Below are 17,948 nucleotides of genomic sequence, written 5' to 3' on the forward strand. Positions count from 1 at the left end.
GGGTCCGGAGCATCCGGAAGCCACGGGGGTAGGCCGGCTGATCGGCTGCCGGCGAAGGGAAGCGGGTTGACGGCGTTCACGACCGACGGTCTCGCCGTCGACGTCCTGGACCCGGACGAGCACGCGGCGCGCGAAGCCCCTGTGCGGATTCGGAATGCACGAACGAGTGACCTTGCACGTGGACGGAGCGACGCCCGCGGCCACGGACGGCAGGGTGGGCGGAGGGCGGCCGCGGCGGTGGCGTCCCCGCGGGAGGGGGACCGGTGACGGACACAGCGTCGACCGCGCAGCCGCTGGTGGCTGCGGGGCTGCGGGCCGAGGTCGTGCGCGAGCAGCCGGCGTTCGACTCCCTGGCGGAGGAGTGGACGGCGCTGGTGGTCTCGTGCCCGACGGCCACCCCGTTCCAGGCGCACGCCTGGCTCGCGGCGTGGGCCCGGGCGTACGCCCCGGCGGGGCGGTTGCGGGTGGTCCTCGTGCGCCACGGCGACCGGCTGGTCGCTGCTGCGCCGCTGCACCTCTGCCGGCGCGGGCCGTGGCCGGTGCTCGCGCCGCTGGGCGGGTCGCTGAGCGACTTCACCGACGTCCTGGTCGCCGCGGACGCACCGGACGGGACGCGGGACGCGCTGGTCGCCGCCCTCCTGGCCGAGCGGTCCTGGCGGGTGGTGGACCTGCCGGAGGTGCGTCCCGGCTCCGCGGCGGACGACCTGGCCGGCACGTGGCCCGCCCGGGTCGACCGGATGCCGGCCGGGGTCTGCCTCGAGCTGCCGGCGCTGCCGCTGCCGGAGCTTCTGCAGCAGATGCCCGCGAAGGCGGCGCGCCGGGTGCGCAACCACATGCGCAAGATCGACGCCCTCGGCGTAGAGGTCTGCACCGCGACGCCCGCCGACGTGCCCGCGGCCGTGGGGGACCTGCTCCGGCTGCACGAGGCGCAGTGGCGCGGCCGGGCCGTGACCCCCGAGCACCTGCGCCCTCGCTTCGCCGCGTTCCTCCGCGAGGCCCTGCCCGTCATGGTCGCCGACGGGAATGCGCTCCTCGTCCGGTACATCGTGGACGGCGAGCTCATGGCCAGTGAGCTGGTCATGGCGGGCCCGACGTTCGTCGGGTCCTACATCGCCGGTGTGGACCCGCGGCTGCGGACGCGCGTCGACGTCGCCGGCATGCTCGTGCGCGCCAACCTCGGCTTCGCCGTCGACAAGGGCGCCCCCCGGTTCTCGTTCCTGCGCGGCGACGAGCCCTACAAGAGCCAGTGGCACCCCGAGCGCATCCGCAACGAGCGGGTGCTGCTCGCCCGGCCCGGGCGCATCGGGGCCGCCGGGTTCCTCGCGCTCGTGCACGGGGACGCCGCCGCGCGGCGCCTGGCCCGCGAACGGGCGCCGTGGCTGCGCGGCGTGCGTGACCGGCTGACCGCCCGCCGGTCCGGCTGATGGCGGCCGCAGGGCGCCGGGGACGGCTGCTGACGACGGCCGCCGAGGTCACCGCCTCGCTCCCGGCGTGGGACGGGCTCATCGCGCCGACCGGACCCGTGGGCAGCAGCGCCTGGGTGCGCGCCTGGCTCGCCGCCTACGGGCGCGGCTACCGGCCCGCCGTGGCGGTCGCCGGGAGCGACGCGGCTCCGGACGCCGTCCTCCCGCTCGTCCGGTCCCGGCGCCGGCCGTGGTTCCTCGAGACCCTGGGCGTGCGCGAGTTGCTGGAGCCGACCGACGCCCGGTGGGCCGACGAGGCGGCGGTGGCGCAGCTCGCCGACGTCCTCGCCCGTCGGCGCCTGCCGGTGCGGCTGAAGCGGCTGCCGGCGAGCTCGCCCCTGGTGCCGGCCCTGCGGCGCCGGCTGCGGGGCCGGGCGCTCGTGCTGGAACGGCCGACCGCCGGCACCCCGACCATCGCGCTCGACGAGAGCTGGCAGGCGCCGGAGTCGCACTTCAGCGCCAAGCGCCGGCAGGACTTCCGGGCGGCGCGGCGGCGTGCCGACAAGCTCGGCGAGGTGACGCTGGCCGTCGAGGAGCCGACGACGCCGGAGGACGCCGAGCGGTTGCTCGACGAGTTCGTCACCGTCGAGGCGGCCGGCTGGAAGACCCGTGCCGGCACCTCCCTGGTCGCCCAGCCGCGGCTGCGCGAGTGCTACCGCCGGTACGGCCGGCTGGCCGCCGAGGAGAAGACCCTCCGCTTCGCGACCCTGCGGATCGACGGGCGGGCGGTCGCCATGCAGCTGGCCGCCGAGTACGGCGGCCGCTACAGCATCTTCAAGATCGGCTATGTCGAGGAGTTCGCCCGCTGCTCCCCGGGCACCCTGCTGATGCTGCACGTCGCCGCCTGGGCCGCCGGCCGCGGGCTGGAGTCGGTCGAGCTGCTCGGCGTCGAGGAGCCCTGGACGGCGATGTGGTCGACGTCGGTGCGGCCGTGCGCCGAACTGCACGTCTACCCGCTCTCGCTGTGGAGCCTGCCGGCGGCCGCGGCGGTGGCCGCCGAGCTCTCGCCGCGGGTGGCCCGCGCCGTCGCCGCCCGCCTGCGCCGCCCGCGCGGTCGGCGGGAGGAGGCGTGACCGCCGTCGTCCGCCGGGTGCTGCTCGCCCTGCTGTCGCCGGTGATCCGCCGGGCCGGGCGGGCGTTCCTGGCGGGGCCCACCCGCGGGTCCGCGCTCGACGTGGCCGGCCGACTGGTGGCCTGCGGGTTCGCCGTGACCATCGCCTTCTGGAACGCCCCCGAGGAGACGCGCGCGAGCGTCGAGGCCGAGCTGCGTGCCTGCATCGCCGAGCTGGCCGGCTGGCCGGGCCGGCCGCAGGTGGCGGTCAAGGCGCCGGTGCTGGGCTTCGACCCCGACGCGGTCGCCCGCCTCGCCGAGGCCGCCCGCGCGGCCGGCGTGGGCCTGGTGTTCGACTCGCACGCGCCCGAGGACGCCGACCGGACGCTGCAGCTGGCGAGGTCGGCGCAGGCGCTGGGCGCCGACGCCGGGGTCGCCCTGCCCGCGCGCTGGGCCCGCAGCGCGGCGGACGCCGCGACCCTCGACGGCCTGTCGGCGCGGGTGGTCAAGGGCCAGTGGGCCGACAGCCCGCCCGGCGGCGGCGCGCAGGGCGAGGAGGCGATGCGCGCGGCCTACGCGGACCTGGTCGCGCGGCTGACCGCCGGCGGCACGCCCGTGGGCCTCGCCGGGCACGACGCGGTCCTGCTCGGCCGGATCCTCGACGAGAAGCCGTCCTCGGCCGAGGTCGAACTGCTCCTCGGGATGCCGGCCGCGGCCTTGCTGCGGCTGGCCGCCGGGCGCCGGACCCCGGTGCGCTTCTACGTCGCGTACGGGACGCCGGGCCTGGCCTTCACACTGTCGTCCGCGCTGCGCCGGCCTCGCCTGGCCCTGACGCTGACCCGCGGGGTGCTGCTGGGCGCGCACAACCGGCGGCGGCGGGTGCGCGAGGCCCTGTCGGCCGCGCAGGCGGTCAGCTCGCCGTCCAGCTGAGCAGCTCGTCCGCCGTCCAGGTGTTGACCACCCGCTCGGGGTCGACGCCGCACTCGACCGCGCGCTCGCAGCCGTTGCCCTGCCAGTCCAGCTGACCGGGCGCGTGCGCGTCGGTGTCGATCGCGAACTCGCAGCCGGTCTCGACGGCCAGGCGCAGCAGCCGGCGCGGCGGGTCCAGCCGCTCGGGGCGAGAGTTGATCTCGACCGCGGTGCCGAACTCGACGCAGGCGGCGAACACCGCCTCGGCGTCGAACTGCGACTCCGGCCGCGGCCGCTGGCTGCCGTTGCGCTGCCGGCGGCCGATCACCAGCCGGCCCGTGCAGTGCCCGAGGACGTCGGTGTGCGGGTTCGCGATCGCGGTGAGCATCCGCGCGGTCATGCTGGCCGCGTCGGCGCGCAGGTCGGAGTGCACGCTGGCGACGACGACGTCGAGCCGGCCGAGCAGCTCGTCGGTCTGGTCGAGCGAGCCGTCGACGTTGATGTCCACCTCGATGCCGGTGAGGATCCGGAACGGCGCCAGCTCCTCGTTCAGCGCGGCGACCACGTCCAGCTGCTTCTCCAGCCGCTCCGGCGTCAGCCCGTTGGCCACGGTCAGCCGGGGGGAGTGGTCGGTCAGCGCCAGGTACTCGTGGCCCAGCGCCATCGCCGCCTCGGCCATCTCGCGGATCGGCGACCCGCCGTCGGACCAGTCCGAGTGCGCGTGCAGGTCGCCGCGCAGCAGCGCCCGGAACTCGGCGACGTCGTCGGCGAGCGGGACGAGCTCGGCGAACTTCTCCTCGAGGTCGAGGAGGTAGTCCGGCACCTGGCCCTTCGCGGCCTGGACGACGACCGCCGCCGTCTTGGGGCCGATGCCCTTCAAGTCCTTGAGGGTGTTCGTGCGGATCCGCCGCTCCAGCTCGGCGTCGTCCATCGCGTCGACGACGGCGGCCGCGGACCGGAACGCCTGCACCCGGTAGCTGGGCTCGCGGGCGCGCTCCAGGAGGAAGGCGATCCTCCGGAGCGCGCCCGCGGGGTCGGGAGCGGTCAGGAGGTGACCTTCTTCGCCTGCTTCTTGGCCTCCTTGCGGGCGGCCTTGGCCTGCTTGGCGGCCTGCTTCTGCACCTTCGCGGCCTTCTTCTGCGCCTTGGCCAGCTGCTTCTCGGTGACGTCGGCGGTCCGCCGCGCCGCCCTCCGCGCCCGCCAGCCGACCGACGGCTTGCCCTCGGTGTCGACGGCGGCGATCAGCAGCCCGCCGAGCAGGCCGAGGTTCTTCAGGAAGTGGATCAGCTGGGCGGTGCGGTCGGCGCCGTCCTTCTCCCAGAACCGGTGCCCGGCGAGGGTGGTCGGGACGATGCTCGCCGCCAGGGCCGTCGCCGACAGCCGCGGGAGCCGGCCGAGCGCGAGCAGCGACCCGGCGGCGACCTGCACGCCGGCGTTGGCCTTGACCCACTGCTCGACGTCCCGGGGCACCTGCACCGGCAGCTGCTTGTCCGCCGTCTCGGTCACCTTCTCGACGACCGGCCGCGCGGCGGGCACGCGGCTCTGCGGATTGCGCAGGGTCTCGATCCCGCCGTAGACGAACGTGGCGGCGAGCAGCGGCCGGGCGATCCGGCGGACCAACATGGTGGACCCTCTTTCCATCGGTGGAGCTCATGATCGTCGCCGACCCTGCTTCCCCGCACCCGCCCGCGACAATCCCCTGCCGGCGACCGTAGCGGCGGGGGCCACCCCCTGCTCCGCCTCAGATCTCGTAGATCGCGTCCACCCGCGCGGCGACGTCGGTCATGCCGAGGGGGCGCAGCTCGCCGGGGCAGTCCCGGCTCGCAGGCGGCGCCGCGAGCGCCTTGTCCACGAGCCGGGGGAGCTCCTCGTCGTCCTCGGGAAGGGGGACGGCGGCCGGCGGCGGCGCGGCCAGCTCGTCGAGGCCCGGGCAGCGCCGGTACAGGACGGGCAGCCCGGCGGCGAGGCCCTCCAGGACGGCGAGGCCGAACGTCTCGTACCGCGACGGGGAGACCAGCAGGTCCATCGCGGCGAGATGAGCGGCGATCGGCTGTTCCCCGACGAGGTGCACGTTCTCGGTGACGCCCAGCTCGGCGGCCAGCCGCTCGAGCGCCCCCCGCTCGTCGCCCTCGCCCACCACCAGCAGGTGCCGGCCCCCGCGCAGCTGCTCGGCCAGGGCCCGCAGCAGGACGTCGAACCGCTTGCCCGGGTGCAGCCGGCCGACCGCGCCGATCACCGCGGCGTCCGCGGGGATGCGCAAACCCGCGCGCACCGACGCCCGCGCGTCGTCGTCGAAGGCCAGCGCGGCGAGGTCCAGCCCGTTCGGGACCGTGACCACGCGGTCGGGGGCGACGCCCCAGCGGAGCAGGTTGGCCCGGACGGTGTCGGAGACGGCGATCGTGACCCGGCCCAGCCGCTCGCCGGCGCGGTAGAGCAGCCGCACGCCGCGGGTGGCCGGCCGGCCCTCCAGCTGGTCGTCGAGCAGCGAGTGCTCGGTGGCGACGACGGTGCGGATGCCGGCCAGCCGCGCGGCCAGCCGGCCGTAGAGGCAGGCCCGGTAGAGGTGCGTGTGGACGACGTCGTACCTGCCCCGGCGCATGAGCGCGGCCAGCCGCAGGACCGCGCCGAGCTGCTTGTTGCTGCGCATGCCCAGGTCGGTGACTCCGACGCCGTCCGCGCGGAGCTGCGCCGCGACCGAGCCGGCGTTGTACAGCGCGACCACCTCGGCGTCGTGCCGGCTGTGCGCGATCAGCAGCCGCAGCTGCGTCTCCGCCCCGCCGGCGGCCAGGCCGGTGATCACGTGCAGGACCTTCACGCCGGCATCCTCCCAGCCGGCCCCGCCGTCCCGGCCCCGCCGCGGGGGCGGGGCCTCCGAACGGGGGACAGCCGCGCACGCCGGGGCACGGCGTGCTCACGGATCCGGCGGGGCGCGGTCACGCATCGGCATCGACCGGCCGTCGGGCGCAAACCGAGCCGGACCGCTCCGTCACGAAATGTTGCCTCGTTCACCGAGCGGAGGTTGGCTCCCCAGCGCAGGCTGACAGCACGCGCACAGACGAGCGCCTGAGACAAGGGACCCCGCCCATGTCCGACAGCAGGCCGATCCCCACCCCCCTCCGGCGCGGCGTCGTCGTCCCTCTGCTGGCGCTGTTGCTCGTCATGCTGAGCGCGACGGCGGCGCGGGCGACGGTCGATCCCGCGACCGTGGCTCCCACGCTGACCTTCGCGCCGTGCGGCACCACCCCGGACGGGACCGCGGCAGGCGTGGAGTGCGCCACCGCCGGCCTGCCGCTCGACTACGACGACCCCGGCGGCGCGCAGGTGCAGATCGCCGTCGCCCGGGTGCCGGCCGTGGACCAGGCGAACCGGATCGGCTCGCTGTTCTTCAACTTCGGCGGTCCCGGCGCGTCGTCCGTGGACTTCCTGCAGGCCGCGGGCGCGGGCTTCCTGGCCACGCTGAACCAGCGCTTCGACCTCGTCGCCTTCGACCCGCGCGGTGTCGGGCAGAGCACGCCGTCCATCGACTGCCACGTCGACCAGGAGGCGATCGGGCTGGCCTCGCAGCCCTTCCCGACCCCGCTCGACATCGACCCCGCGGCGCACGTGGCCAAGTCGCAGGCCTACGTCGACGCCTGCCTGGCCGCCAACGGCGACATCCTGGCGCACGTCTCGACGGCCAACGTGGCCCGCGACCTCGACGCGCTGCGCGCGGCGGTCGGCGACGAGAAGCTGAGCTACCTCGGCTTCTCCTACGGCACGTTCCTGGGCAGCACCTACGCCACGCTCTTCCCCGACCGCTACCGCGCGCTGGTCCTCGACGGCGCCATCGACCCGCAGGAGTACATCCACGACACGTCGGGCCTGGGCTTCGAGCAGACCGAGGGGTTCGAGCGGGCGTTCTCGCACTTCCTCGGGGCGTGCGCGGCCGACCAGACCGCGTGCTCGGGCTTCGGCGGGGCCGACCCGCGGCTGGCCTACGACCAGCTGGTCGAGGCGGCGGAGGCCGCCCCGATCCCGGCGCCCAACTACGCGCCCGACCCGCGGCCGGTGGACGGCGACGACATCCGCGCCGTCACGGTGATCGCGATGTACGCCAAGCAGTTCTGGGGCGACCTCGCCGCGATCCTGGCGCAGACCGCGGCCGGCGACGGCTCGGCGATGCGCGCCGCCGTCGACGAGGCCTTCTACGGACGCCGGCCGGACGGCACCTTCGACCCCGGCGGCGACCGCTTCTTCACCATCGCCGGGACCGAGCAGGAGTTCCCCGGGGACGTCGACTTCTACCTGGGCGAGGGGGCGAACGCCTGGGCCACGTTCCAGCACTTCTGGTGGAACACCGGCTACCCGGACGTGAGCTTCAGCCTGTGGCCGGTGCACGACGGGGACGCCTTCGGGGGCCCGTGGACCGTGCCGGACGGCTCGCCGACGCCGCTGGTCATCGGCAACACCTACGACCCGGCGACGCCCTACCAGTGGGCCCAGCAGCTGACCGACCAGCTCGGCAACGCCCGGCTGCTGACGATGGACGGCGACGGGCACACCGCCTACGGCGGCAACTCGGCCTGCATCGACACCGCCACGGAGGCCTACCTGGTCGACCTCACGCTGCCGGCGGCCGGCACCGTGTGCAGCCAGGACGTGCCGTTCGCGGCGCCGACGCCGGTGCCGGCGGCGGGGGCGACCGCCACCTCTCGCCTCGGCGCGGTGGAGCGGTTCACCCTCCCGCTGGCCAGCCGTCGGTGAGGTAGCGGCGCAGCCCACGCCCCGGTAGGGGGCTGCGCCCCGCATGATCGAGCGATGCAGACGGACGCGCCACCGGGACGGCGCCGGGCCTGGTGGGTGTACGGCGCGGCGGTGGCGCTCGTCGCTCTGTTCGGCGCCGGCCTGCTGGTGCGGGTCCGCTGCACCGGCCTCGGCCGGTGCGGCGGGCCGGCGGCGCGGCTCCTCGACCTCGACGGACTCGGGGGCCTGCCGCGGCTGGTGACGACGGCGATGTTCGTCGTCACCGCCGTCCTCGCCTGGCGGACGGCGCGCAGGGCCGCCGGCCGCCACCGGCTCTGGTGGACGGCGATCGCCGCGGCCGGCGCCGTCCTGGCGCTGCTGAAGCTGGTCAGCGCCCACTCGCTGGCCAAGGCCGACTCGGCGGTGCTCACGCTGGCCGGCAGCGTCGGGCTGGCCGTCGCCGCGCTGATCGTACTGTGGGTGCTCGGACGGCGGTGGGGCGTGGCCGGCACCGGGCCGGTGGTGGGCGCGCTTGCGCTCTACGCCGGGGCGGCGATCGGGCTGGACGCGGTCACCTTTCTCGTCGCCGCCGCCCAGTCCCACGTGGGCGCCCTCTCGGAGGCCGTGAGCACCTTCGTCGAGGAGCTGGGCGAGGCGCTGTCGGCGTTCGTGCTGCTCGTGACCGTGCGCCGGTGGGGTCAGTCGGTGCGGCAGCAGTAGACGGTGAGGTGCGCGCCCTTGCGGAAGCGGAACTCGGTCGCCGCCTCGCCGGTCTCGCCGTCGAAGGCCACCTGCTGCGGGCCCGAGCGGGAGACCACGTCCAGCGACTCCACCTGCAGCTGCTCGTAGCCGGAGCTGCGGTCGCTGATGCCGAACAGGCTGCCCAGCACCGCGCGGGTCCGGCTGAACCGCACGTCGGCGCGCAGGTACTGGACGTCGAGCAGGCCGTCCTCGAGCCGCGGCCGCCAGGCGGGGGAGAGCCCGCGCGGGGTGTAGCAGCAGTTGCCCACGAAGAGGATCCAGACCTCGAGCGGGCGACCGTTGAGCAGCATCGACACCGGCGTCCCGCGGCGCAGCACCTGCGCCACCGCGACGGTCATCGCCGTCCACTTGCCCATGCGGCCGGCCAGGCGGTCGCGGCGTTCGACCATCTCGGGGTAGGCGCCGATGCTCGCGGTGTTGAGGAACGGGGTCCCGTTGACCTCGGCGACGTCGACCTGCACGGCCGAGCCGGAGGTCACCGCCTCGGCGGCGTCCTCGGGGGTGTCGACGCCGACGTCCCGCGCGAAGTGGTTGAGCGTCCCGGCAGGGACGACGGCCAGCGGCAGCCCGTGCTCCAGGGCCACCGCGGCGGCGGCCGCGACGCTGCCGTCGCCGCCTGCGACACCGAGGGCCCGGGCGCCGGAGCGGGCAGCGTCCTGCAGCAGTTCGGTGACGCCGTGCTGCTCGCTGATCTCGCGGACCTGTGCGCGGGGGAGCAGCCGCAGCACGTCCTTGCCCGGGTCGTACTCGTCGTCGCCCGACCGAGGGTTGACCGCGACCACCAGGCCCTCGCCCTCGCGCAGCGCCGGCGCCTCGTGCGCGGGGCGCACCCGCGCCGGGGTCTTCGGCCGCACCTTCCACCAGTGCTGGCTGCCGATCGCGACCGCGCCGCCGACGAGGAACCCGGCGACGACGTCCCCGGGGTAGTGCACGCCGACGTGCACCCGCGAGTAGCCGACGGCGGCGGCGACCGGCGCGAGCGCCGCGCCGGCCAGGGTGTTCTCCATCGCGACGCCGGTGACGAACGCCGCCGCCGACGCCGAGTGCCCGCTGGGGAAGGACTCGGTGACCGGTGAGCGGCGCAGCTTCCGGTCGGCGCGCAGGTTGGCCATGTCCGGCCGCACCCGCCCGAAGATCCGCTTGAGGACGACGTTGACCAGCAGGCTCGACACGCTCAGCGAGCCGATCCCGCGCAGGGCCCCGCGCCGCAGCGAGCCCTTCTTCAGCCCCAGGAGGACGGCCAGCACGATCCACAGCCGGCCGTGGTTGGCCGCGATCGAGAGCCGGCGCAGCCAGCGGTCGGCGGGCGAGGCGGGCAGCGCACCGACGAGCGCGTGCAGGCGCGCGTCCCACGTCCGCGGGTGAGGCATGCGCGCGACGCTAGTGGAGGAGATCGGTGCGCGTTACCTCGGCGAATCTCCTCCGCTCCGGCTGCGGGCGCGGTAGGCGGCCACCGTGGAGCGGCTGGCGCAGGTGTTCGAGCAGTAGCGGCGGCTGGCGTTGCGCGAGGTGTCGACGTAGACGTTGTCGCAGCCCTCGGCCGAGCAGACGCCCAGCCGCTGCCACCCGTGCTGGACGACGACCTGCGACAGCCCCATCGCCACCGTCGTCGTCAGCTGCTCGAGCGCGGGGGCGTCGGCGCTGGCGTAGTGCAGGTGCAGCTCGCCGTCGTGGTCGGTGGCGTACGGCCGCGGCCGGGCGAGCGCGAGCAGCTCGTTGAGCCGGTCGAGCACGTCCTTCTCCGACGCGGCCAGGGCCACGGCGCGGACCAGGTTCGACGTCTCGCGGACCTTCGTCGCGTCCCGGCCGGTCAGCTCCAGGGGTGTGCCGGGTGAGAACCACTCGGCGTGCGATGTGAGAAAGATCTCCGGGGTCTCGAGCTCGGCGTTCGCCAGGTCGATGGCCAACTCGACGGCACTCGACCCGTAGGTGTCGTAGTCCATTTGACTCCCTACTCGTGGCTGGATACCGTCGGGGTTGCGTAGGGGGTCAACGGTGCTTGACCCCCTACGGATTCCTTTCCGGCAAGTTCTGCGAAACGAGCTCTACCGTGCGTGCGTACCTCACCGTCTGGCGGCTGCCCTCCGCCCCGGTGCTCCTGGTGGCCGGCTTCGCCGGCCGGTTGCCGTCCGCGATGGTGCCGCTGGCGCTGCTGCTCATGGTGCAGCAGCAGACCGGTTCCTACGCGATCGCCGGCCTGGCGTCGGCCACCCACGGCATCGCGATGGCGCTGATGGCCCCGATCCTCGGCCGGCTGGCCGACCGGCGGGGCCCGCGGCGGGTGCTGCTCGCGCAGTCGGCGGTCTACCCGGTGCTGCTCGGCCTGCTCGTCGCCGTCGTCCTCGGCGGGGCACCGGCGGGGGCGATCGTGGCGGCGTCGTTCGCGGCCGGGACGTCGACGCCGCTGGTGTCCGGCACCGTCCGGGCGCTGTGGTCGCGGGCCGACCCGACCGTGCGGGGCACCGCCTACGCGCTGGACGCCACCGTCACCGAGCTGGTCTTCGTCGCGGGCCCGACCACGGTCGCCGCGCTGACCGTGCTCGCCACCCCCGCGATCGCGGTCGGCGTCGCCGGCGCTCTGGCGGTCTCGGGCGCCGTGGCGATCGCGACCTGCGCCGCGATGCGCGGCTGGGCGCCGCCGGCCGAGCGCCCCGGGGGCCTGCTCTCGACGGTGCTGGCGCCCGGCATGCCGCGGATCCTGGCGAGCGGTTCGGCGCTCATGCTCGGCTTCGGTGCGCTCGAGGTCGCCGTCCCGGCGTTCGCCGACGAGGCCGGCACGCCCGGCATGTCCGGCGTCCTGCTGGCCGTGTGGTCGCTCGGCTCGGTCGCCGGCGGCCTGTGGTTCGGCGCCCGCGTGGTCAGCGTCTCGCTGCCGCGCCAGTACCGCTGGGGGCTGCTCGGCGTGACCATCGGCCTCGCGCCGCTGGCCACGGTGTCCAGCCCGCTGGTGCTGGGTGCGCTGCTGTTCCTCGGCGGGACGGCGATCGCCCCGACGCTGACCGTGCAGAGCTCGCTGGTCAGCTCCATCGCGCCGGCGCACGCCACCACCGAGGCGTTCACCTGGCTGTCGACGATCGCGTTCGGCGCCTCGGCGATCGGGGCCGCCGTCGGCGGGGCGCTGATCGAGACGTCGCTGGGGGTGTCCGCGTCGCTGGTGCTGGCCGCGGTCGGGGCGGCGCTGGCCGTGGCGCTGACGCTGGTGCCGGGTCGCCGTCCGTCCGTGGCGGTGGACCGCGCGCCGGTGGCCGCCTGACCCGGCCGAGTGCGCAGTTGCGTCGTCGCGACCGGCGTGCCGGCGCGTGTCGGCGTCCCCAACTGCTCACTCGCGGCACCGTCCGAGGTGGCTGGGGGACGGCGGCGGCTCGCTGGTAACCTGCCCCTCGGCGGACCCGCTCGGGTCCCCAGGAGGCTTCGCCTAGTCCGGTCTATGGCGCCGCACTGCTAATGCGGTTTGGGTTAATCCCCATCCCGGGTTCAAATCCCGGAGCCTCCGCCCCTGCCGGCAGCGCCGTCGCGCTGCTCTGCGTGCCATCGTCCGGTCACGGACGGGGCTGGCGCGCCGACCGAACGGCACTGCCCGGTCCGCCTCGCTCACGCGCCCCTTGCCGCCCGGGCCGGCCGCTCCCGATCGTCGCCCCACTCGGCCGAGTGGGGGAACCATGGCGACGACGCCGGAGCGCGGACCACGACCGACGGAGGTGTCCGGGGACTCCTCGGCGCTGACCTCGGCGCGCCGGATCCTGGAGGAGTGGCCGGGCTCGCCGGCGTCGACGATCGACGTCCGCGACCTCGAGGCGCTCGGCGACGGCGAGGGGTCCGCGTTCGCCACCGACCTGGTCCGCCGGCTGGCCACCGCCCTGGCCGACGGCGTGCGGGATCCCGGGGAGCTGCTCGACGAGTGCGTCGCCCTGATCGAGCCCCTGGCGCCCGGCGCGCATCCCGACCCGACCGCGGTCGCGGAGGCCTGGCGCGCGTTCGGCCCGGACGGGCCTGCCGCGGCGCTCGCGCCCGCCGGGGCCCGGGCGCTGGGCTGGATGCTGGGGCGCTCCGGCGACGTCTCGCTCACCTCGTGGTTCGCCGCCGACGCCGCGGCGGCCCCGCTGGTCGCTGCGCTGGAGGCCACCGCGGCCGACGTCCGCGACTTCGCGGTCGTGGCGCACGAGGGTCCGCGCGCGCTGGTGCTGCACGCGGCGCCGCCGTCGTTCGCGGCGCCGTCGTTCGGGGAGGAGTCCGTCGAGGAGCCCGTCGAGGAGCCCGTCGAGGAGGGCCCGCGCGTCCTCTCGCCGGCGGGGACCGACACCCCGCCGGGTCAGGTGGTCCCGCCGCCCGCTGCGGCCGCGCCCGTGCCGGCCCCCAGGGCGCCGGCCGACGAGGCCGCGCCCGAGCCCGAGCCGGTGGTGCGCGAGGACACGCGGAGCTTCTTCGCCGAGCTGGAGGACCACGACCGCGACCAGCCCCTCGAGGTCGGCCAGGGCTACACGCTGGCGCTGGCCATCGCGCCGGAGCCGCCGCCGACCGCGCTCGCCCGCGCCTCCGTCGCGGGTGCGCAGCTGTTCGCGCCGGGCAGCGAGACGGCCGTCGTCGAGCTCACCGTCCAGCTCGACACCAAGGACTTCCAGGTCTCCGACCAGAGCCGGCCGCTGCGGGTGCCGCGCACGGGGCGCTCGCTGAACAAGGCCCGGTTCGACATCGTCCCGCTGCACGAGGGGCCGGGGACGATCATCGCGACCCTGCACCGGGAGGGGAACTTCATTCACCGGCTGACGATCACCCTCCCCGTCGGGCAGGGGACCGCCCAGCCGGCCGGGTTCACCTCCGTCGGCCGCCAGCTGGTCGCGGGGGAGCTGCGCGGTCCCCGGGAGCTCTCGCTCCAGCTGAGCCCGGGGCGGGACGGCTACACCTGCCTCGTCACGGGCCGGACGGCGGGCTACGCCGAGCTGCCGATCAGGGACCAGGAGCTCGCCGACGCCGCCGAGCAGGTGCGGGCGGCGCTCATGCAGGTCGTGAACCACCGGGAGGACACCGCTTTCCCGTTCAGCGACGGCCTCGACGTCCCCGAGGCCGCCGAGCAGTTCGCCCTGCAGACCCTCGCCTTCGCCGGCGCCGACCTCTTCCAGCGGCTCTTCTGGCACCCGGCGGCCGGCGAGGACGCGAAGAACATCGGCCGGGGCCTGCGGCAGGTGGCCCTGCGGGACGGCGCCCCGCTGAAGCTGCAGATCGTCTCGCTGGACGTCCCCGTGCCGTGGCCGCTGGTCTACCTCGGCGAGGTCAAGGGCGGCGCCGAGCTGCGCTGGGAGAACTTCCTCGGCCTGCGCTGCGTCATGGAGCGCATCCCGTTGGGGAACGGCTTCCCGGAGGTGGTCACCTCGATCGCCAGCGACAGCCCGGAGCTGGCGGTCAGCGTCAACCTCAACACCGCGATCGACCAGCAGATGCAGGCGCGCTTCGTCGCCGACCAGCAGGACTGGTGGCAGCGCACGTCGGCCGACCGGTCGAACCTGCGGGTGATCGGCCGCAGCCAGAAGGGCGAGGTGCTCGCCGCGCTCGCCGCGCAGGACTGCGCCGACCAGGTCTTCTACCTCTACTGCCACGCGACGGCGAAGGCGCCGGGGGACGCCGGGGGGATCCGCGCCTCCTCCGTCGAGTTCAGCGACGGCGCCCTGACCCTCGCCGACCTCTACCGCGAGGCGCCTCCGGACACACCGCTCGCCGGCAACCCCCTGGTGTTCGTCAACGCCTGCGAGTCCAGCGAGCTCAGCCCGCTGTTCTACGACGGCTTCGTGCCCTACTTCATGGCCCGGGGCGCACGCGGGGTCATCGGCACCGAGTGCAAGATCCCCGCCCTGTTCGCCGAGGAGTGGGCCGGGCGGTTCTTCGACCGCCTCCTCGACGGCGAGCCGCTCGGCGAGATCGTCCGGGGGCTCTGCCAGGAGTTCGTCACCCAGCACCGCAACCCGCTCGGGCTCATCTACGCCGTGCACTGCGACGGCGACACCGCCGTCTCACCGGCGCTGGTGCGCCGCGCGGGCTGACCAGGAGGAGGAGAGCCGTGCCGCTGCGCCAGGTCCCCGACCGTGACCTCGCCTACCACCTGCTGACCTTCGACGACGACGGCCGCGAACGGCGGGAGGACGGCGGTCGCTACAGCGAGCAGGTGCTCGCGGCGGCCCGGGCCGAGCCGCCGTCCGACGTCTTCCTCGTCAGCCACGGCTGGATGGGCGACGTCCCCGGGGCGATCGGCCAGTACGACCGCTGGCTCCGGGTCGTGTACGACCAGCGGGCCGACCGCGAGGCGGCGCACGCCCGCCGTCCGGACTGGCGGTCGATGGTGGTCGGGCTGCACTGGCCGAGCAAGCCGTGGGGGAACGAGCGGATCCCGGGCGGGCCCGGGCTGCTGTCCGGCGACGCCGAGGAGGACGACGAGTTCGCTGCCGAGGACGCCATGGACGACGCGGCGCTGGTCGAGGCCTACGCGCGGCGCATCGCGGACACGCCCGCGGCCCGCGAGGCGCTGCGGACGATCGTCTCGGCGCGTCCGGCCGACGAGGGGCAGGTCCTGCCGGCCGAGGTCGAGGCCGCCTACGCCGTCCTCTTCGCCGAGTCCGGGCTCACGACCGAGGGCGCCGGCGCTGCGCCGGGGGCCGACCAGCGGGAGTTCGTCCCCGAGCGGATCGTCGCGGACGCCCGGGCGGAGGCGGCCGACTCGGGCCCGGCGGTGCTCGGCGGGTTCGGCGACCAGCTGCTGGACCTGGTCCGCATGCCGCTGCGCCAGCTGTCGTTCTGGAAGATGAAGGACCGCGCGCGGCAGTTCGGCGAGCGCGGCGCCCACGACTTCGTGCGGCAGCTCCAGGAGGCCGCGCCGGAGGCCCGCATCCACCTGATGGGGCACAGCTTCGGGTGCATCGTCGTCTCGGCCGCCGTCGCCGGAGCCCCCTCCGACCGGTCGGTCCGCCGCCCGGTCACCACCCTGTTCCTGGTCCAGGGCGCCCTGTCGCTGTGGGCGTTCACCGACGACATCCCGTACCAGCGCGGCACGGCCGGGTACTTCCGGCGGCTGGTCGAGCAGCAGCTGGTCAGCGGCGCGCTCGTCACCACGCGCTCCCGGTTCGACTCCGCCGTCGGCAAGCTCTACCCCCTCGGCGCGGGCGTCGCCCGGCAGCGGGTCCTGGGGGACGACTTCCCGGAGTACGGCGGGGTCGGCTCGTTCGGCGCGCAGGGCGTCAAGGACGCCGGCGACGAGACGATGACCGACGACCGCCAGCGCTACGAGCTCGCCGCGGGGCGGGTGCTCAACATCGAGGCCAGCGACGTGATCCGCAACGGCGGTGGACCGTCCGGCGCGCACAGCGACATCGCGCACCCCGCGGTCGCCCACGCCTTCTGGCAGGCCGTCCTCGCCGGGGGCTGACGCTGGGTCGGCAGGCCGTGTGGGTGGCGTCGCGCTGCGACGGCGGTGGGCGCTAGCGGTAGGGGGTCGCGGCCGCCCCGAGGAAGTCGTCCGGCTCGTGCAGCTGCGGCCGCCGCTGCCACTGAGCCGTCACGTCGTCGAGCAGCGCCCGGCCCTCCGCGGTACCGCCCAGGGTCTGCTCCAGCGACCGCCACAGCCAGGCCTGCGCCGGGCTGCGGGCGATGCACGCCTCGGCGAGCAGCGGCTCGGCGAGCAGCCGCGCCTCCGCGGCCCGCAGCAGGGGACCGAGCCGCCGCGGACCGGCTTGGTCGGCGCGGATCGCGGCCCACGTGGCGTCGGCCAGGGCCGACGGCGGCACGGGCAGGGCCACCGGGGTGGCCGGGTCGGCCGTCCACGCCTGCGCGGCCTGCCACGCCTCGTGCAGCACCCACCGGCCGACGACCCAGCCGGGCCGGGGGAGCAGCGACCGGACCTCCGGCGGCAGCGGATTGCGGTGCCCGCAGGCCAGCCCGAGGACGACGGGCGGGCTGGCCGCCGGGGTCGGGTACGCCAGCGCACCGCCGGAGGCCCGCTCGAGGTCGACCAGCCGGTTCTCCGTGCCGGCCCGCAGCTGCCGGCCGGCGCCGGCCATCGGGACGGCGAGCATCGCGGTGGTCCCGTGGCGGTCGGCGGCGAACGCGCCCACCGCCGGCTGCCCTTCCGAGGCGTCGGCGGGCCACGCCGGGCCGCCGGGCAGCCACGTCGTGGAGCGCTCCGGCGTCCCGCCCTGCCCGGCGTCCCCGGGGGCGGACAGGACGTAGCCGCGCACCACCGCCACCAGCCCCAGCAGCGGCTTGGCCGCTCGGAACCCGAGGAGCGCGGTCGGCAGGTCGGTCAGCGCCGGCGCTCCGGCGACCAGCACGGGAGCAGGGCGCTCCTCGCCGCCGGACGCCCGCTCCAGGGTGCCGCGGAGCACGGTCAGCCCCTCGGCCGTCCAGACCGGAAGCGCCTCCTCGACGCGGGCCTGCATCGCCGTCACCTCGCGGACCAGCGACCGGGCGGCCCGGTCGGGCGAACCGCGCAGGTCGGCCTGGTCGACGACGCCGTAGACCTGCACCGTCCACGGGCCGACGTCCTCACCGATCCCGCCGACGACGGTCAGCGCCGCGCCGCACCAGTCCTGCAGCTCCGCGATCCGCCGCGCCAGGACCTGCCGCTTCGCGGCCTGCCGGTCGGCCTGCTGCCCCGTGTCCATCCCGCTCCTCGTCCGACGCGGCGCACGGTTCGGCCGCTCTCCGCCGGATCGTGGCGGACGCGCGGCCCCGACGGCACTCCCGCGTGGGGGGTGGCCGACCGCCCGTTCGCGGGTGGCCGCGGCCCGTCGTCGGCCCCCGGTCGGTGCCCCGACGAGGCCCGCTACACTGGAGCCCGCGCCGCTCGAGCGGTGCTGCGCCCGTAGCTCAACGGATAGAGCATCTGACTACGGATCAGAAGGTTAGGGGTTCGAGTCCCTTCGGGCGCGCGTCTGGTTGAGACAGCGCCGCGGCCCCGTTCCTGTGACGACAGGAGCGGGGCCGCGCGTTTTCCCGGCGCCGGTTGTGGGCGGCAGCCCTGCGCGCCACCATGGCCGCCATCAGCGCCGTCTGCGAGGAGT

The 17,948-nt window shown here is 75.7% G+C and carries 14 protein-coding genes and 2 tRNA genes; 10 read left to right on the plus strand and 6 right to left on the minus strand.

Annotation, left to right across the window (positions count from 1 at the left end; genetic code table 11):
* Nucleotides 1-263 precede the first annotated feature (263 nt).
* Genes AB3388_RS01150 through AB3388_RS01160 form a run of 3 tightly spaced genes read left to right on the plus strand, consistent with a single transcriptional unit; the run spans nt 264 to nt 3,444 of the window.
* Nucleotides 264-1,424, plus strand: coding sequence for a GNAT family N-acetyltransferase (locus AB3388_RS01150; protein ID WP_495408923.1), 1,161 nt, complete (start codon nt 264-266; stop codon nt 1,422-1,424).
* Entirely contained in the window at nt 1,424-2,536 is a 1,113-nt protein-coding gene (locus tag AB3388_RS01155) for a GNAT family N-acetyltransferase (protein ID WP_495408924.1), read from the plus strand. Before AB3388_RS01150 ends, AB3388_RS01155 begins: the two co-directional genes overlap by 1 nt.
* Nucleotides 2,533-3,444: a hypothetical protein gene (locus tag AB3388_RS01160; RefSeq protein WP_495408925.1), complete on the plus strand. Its 912-nt coding sequence runs from the start codon at nt 2,533-2,535 to the stop codon at nt 3,442-3,444. Before AB3388_RS01155 ends, AB3388_RS01160 begins: the two co-directional genes overlap by 4 nt.
* Here AB3388_RS01160 and AB3388_RS01165 read toward each other — a convergent pair.
* The 3 genes from AB3388_RS01165 to AB3388_RS01175 all read right to left on the minus strand — a co-directional run bounded on the left by AB3388_RS01165 (nt 3,425) and on the right by AB3388_RS01175 (nt 6,238).
* On the minus strand, nt 3,425-4,471 hold the full coding sequence (locus AB3388_RS01165; protein ID WP_495411424.1) for a PHP domain-containing protein: 1,047 nt from the start codon (nt 4,469-4,471) through the stop codon (nt 3,425-3,427). The two genes, AB3388_RS01160 and AB3388_RS01165, sit on opposite strands and share 20 nt — an antisense overlap.
* Nucleotides 4,468-5,046 carry a DoxX family protein gene (locus AB3388_RS01170; RefSeq protein ID WP_495408926.1) on the minus strand — a complete coding sequence of 193 codons (579 nt, stop codon included), beginning with the start codon at nt 5,044-5,046 and terminating at the stop codon, nt 4,468-4,470. The genes AB3388_RS01165 and AB3388_RS01170 overlap by 4 nt, the downstream gene beginning before the upstream one ends.
* A 118-nt stretch (nt 5,047-5,164) precedes the next feature.
* Nucleotides 5,165-6,238: a glycosyltransferase gene (locus tag AB3388_RS01175; RefSeq protein ID WP_495408927.1), complete on the minus strand. Its 1,074-nt coding sequence runs from the start codon at nt 6,236-6,238 to the stop codon at nt 5,165-5,167.
* Nucleotides 6,239-6,507: 269 nt separating this feature from the next.
* On the opposite strand from AB3388_RS01175, the gene AB3388_RS01180 reads away from it, so the two are divergent.
* Together AB3388_RS01180 and AB3388_RS01185 are read left to right on the plus strand one after the other, a co-directional pair.
* On the plus strand, nt 6,508-8,166 hold the full coding sequence (locus tag AB3388_RS01180; RefSeq protein ID WP_495408928.1) for an alpha/beta hydrolase: 1,659 nt from the start codon (nt 6,508-6,510) through the stop codon (nt 8,164-8,166).
* Nucleotides 8,167-8,220: 54 nt separating this feature from the next.
* Entirely contained in the window at nt 8,221-8,865 is a 645-nt protein-coding gene (locus tag AB3388_RS01185; protein WP_495408929.1) for a hypothetical protein, read from the plus strand.
* On the opposite strand, the gene AB3388_RS01190 is transcribed toward AB3388_RS01185, so the two are convergent.
* Nucleotides 8,844-10,277: a bifunctional phosphatase PAP2/diacylglycerol kinase family protein gene (locus AB3388_RS01190; RefSeq protein ID WP_495408930.1), complete on the minus strand. Its 1,434-nt coding sequence runs from the start codon at nt 10,275-10,277 to the stop codon at nt 8,844-8,846. The genes AB3388_RS01185 and AB3388_RS01190 overlap by 22 nt on opposite strands.
* 33 nt (nt 10,278-10,310) lie before the next feature.
* Nucleotides 10,311-10,850: a CGNR zinc finger domain-containing protein gene (locus tag AB3388_RS01195; protein WP_495408931.1), complete on the minus strand. Its 540-nt coding sequence runs from the start codon at nt 10,848-10,850 to the stop codon at nt 10,311-10,313.
* 107 nt (nt 10,851-10,957) lie between these two features.
* On the opposite strand from AB3388_RS01195, the gene AB3388_RS01200 reads away from it, so the two are divergent.
* From AB3388_RS01200 to AB3388_RS01215, 4 genes are all read left to right on the plus strand, one after another.
* Nucleotides 10,958-12,160 carry an MFS transporter gene (locus tag AB3388_RS01200; RefSeq protein ID WP_495408932.1) on the plus strand — a complete coding sequence of 401 codons (1,203 nt, stop codon included), beginning with the start codon at nt 10,958-10,960 and terminating at the stop codon, nt 12,158-12,160.
* 151 nt (nt 12,161-12,311) lie between these two features.
* Nucleotides 12,312-12,400 (plus strand) — tRNA-Ser (locus AB3388_RS01205).
* A gap of 166 nt (nt 12,401-12,566) precedes the next feature.
* Nucleotides 12,567-14,939 carry a CHAT domain-containing protein gene (locus AB3388_RS01210; RefSeq protein ID WP_495408933.1) on the plus strand — a complete coding sequence of 791 codons (2,373 nt, stop codon included), beginning with the start codon at nt 12,567-12,569 and terminating at the stop codon, nt 14,937-14,939.
* 17 nt (nt 14,940-14,956) lie between these two features.
* Complete coding sequence (locus AB3388_RS01215) at nt 14,957-16,315, plus strand: lipase family protein (protein WP_495408934.1); 1,359 nt, start codon at nt 14,957-14,959, stop codon at nt 16,313-16,315.
* A 52-nt stretch (nt 16,316-16,367) separates the two neighbouring features.
* Here AB3388_RS01215 and AB3388_RS01220 read toward each other — a convergent pair whose 3' ends face one another.
* Nucleotides 16,368-17,549, minus strand: coding sequence for a hypothetical protein (locus AB3388_RS01220; RefSeq protein WP_495408935.1), 1,182 nt, complete (start codon nt 17,547-17,549; stop codon nt 16,368-16,370).
* Nucleotides 17,550-17,743: 194 nt separating this feature from the next.
* Between AB3388_RS01220 and AB3388_RS01225 the strand changes: the two genes are divergently transcribed.
* Nucleotides 17,744-17,816: transfer RNA gene (locus AB3388_RS01225), tRNA-Arg, on the plus strand.
* Nucleotides 17,817-17,948 lie beyond the last annotated feature (132 nt).

It is taken from the genome of Geodermatophilus sp. SMS 5-13 (genome assembly GCF_059428245.1).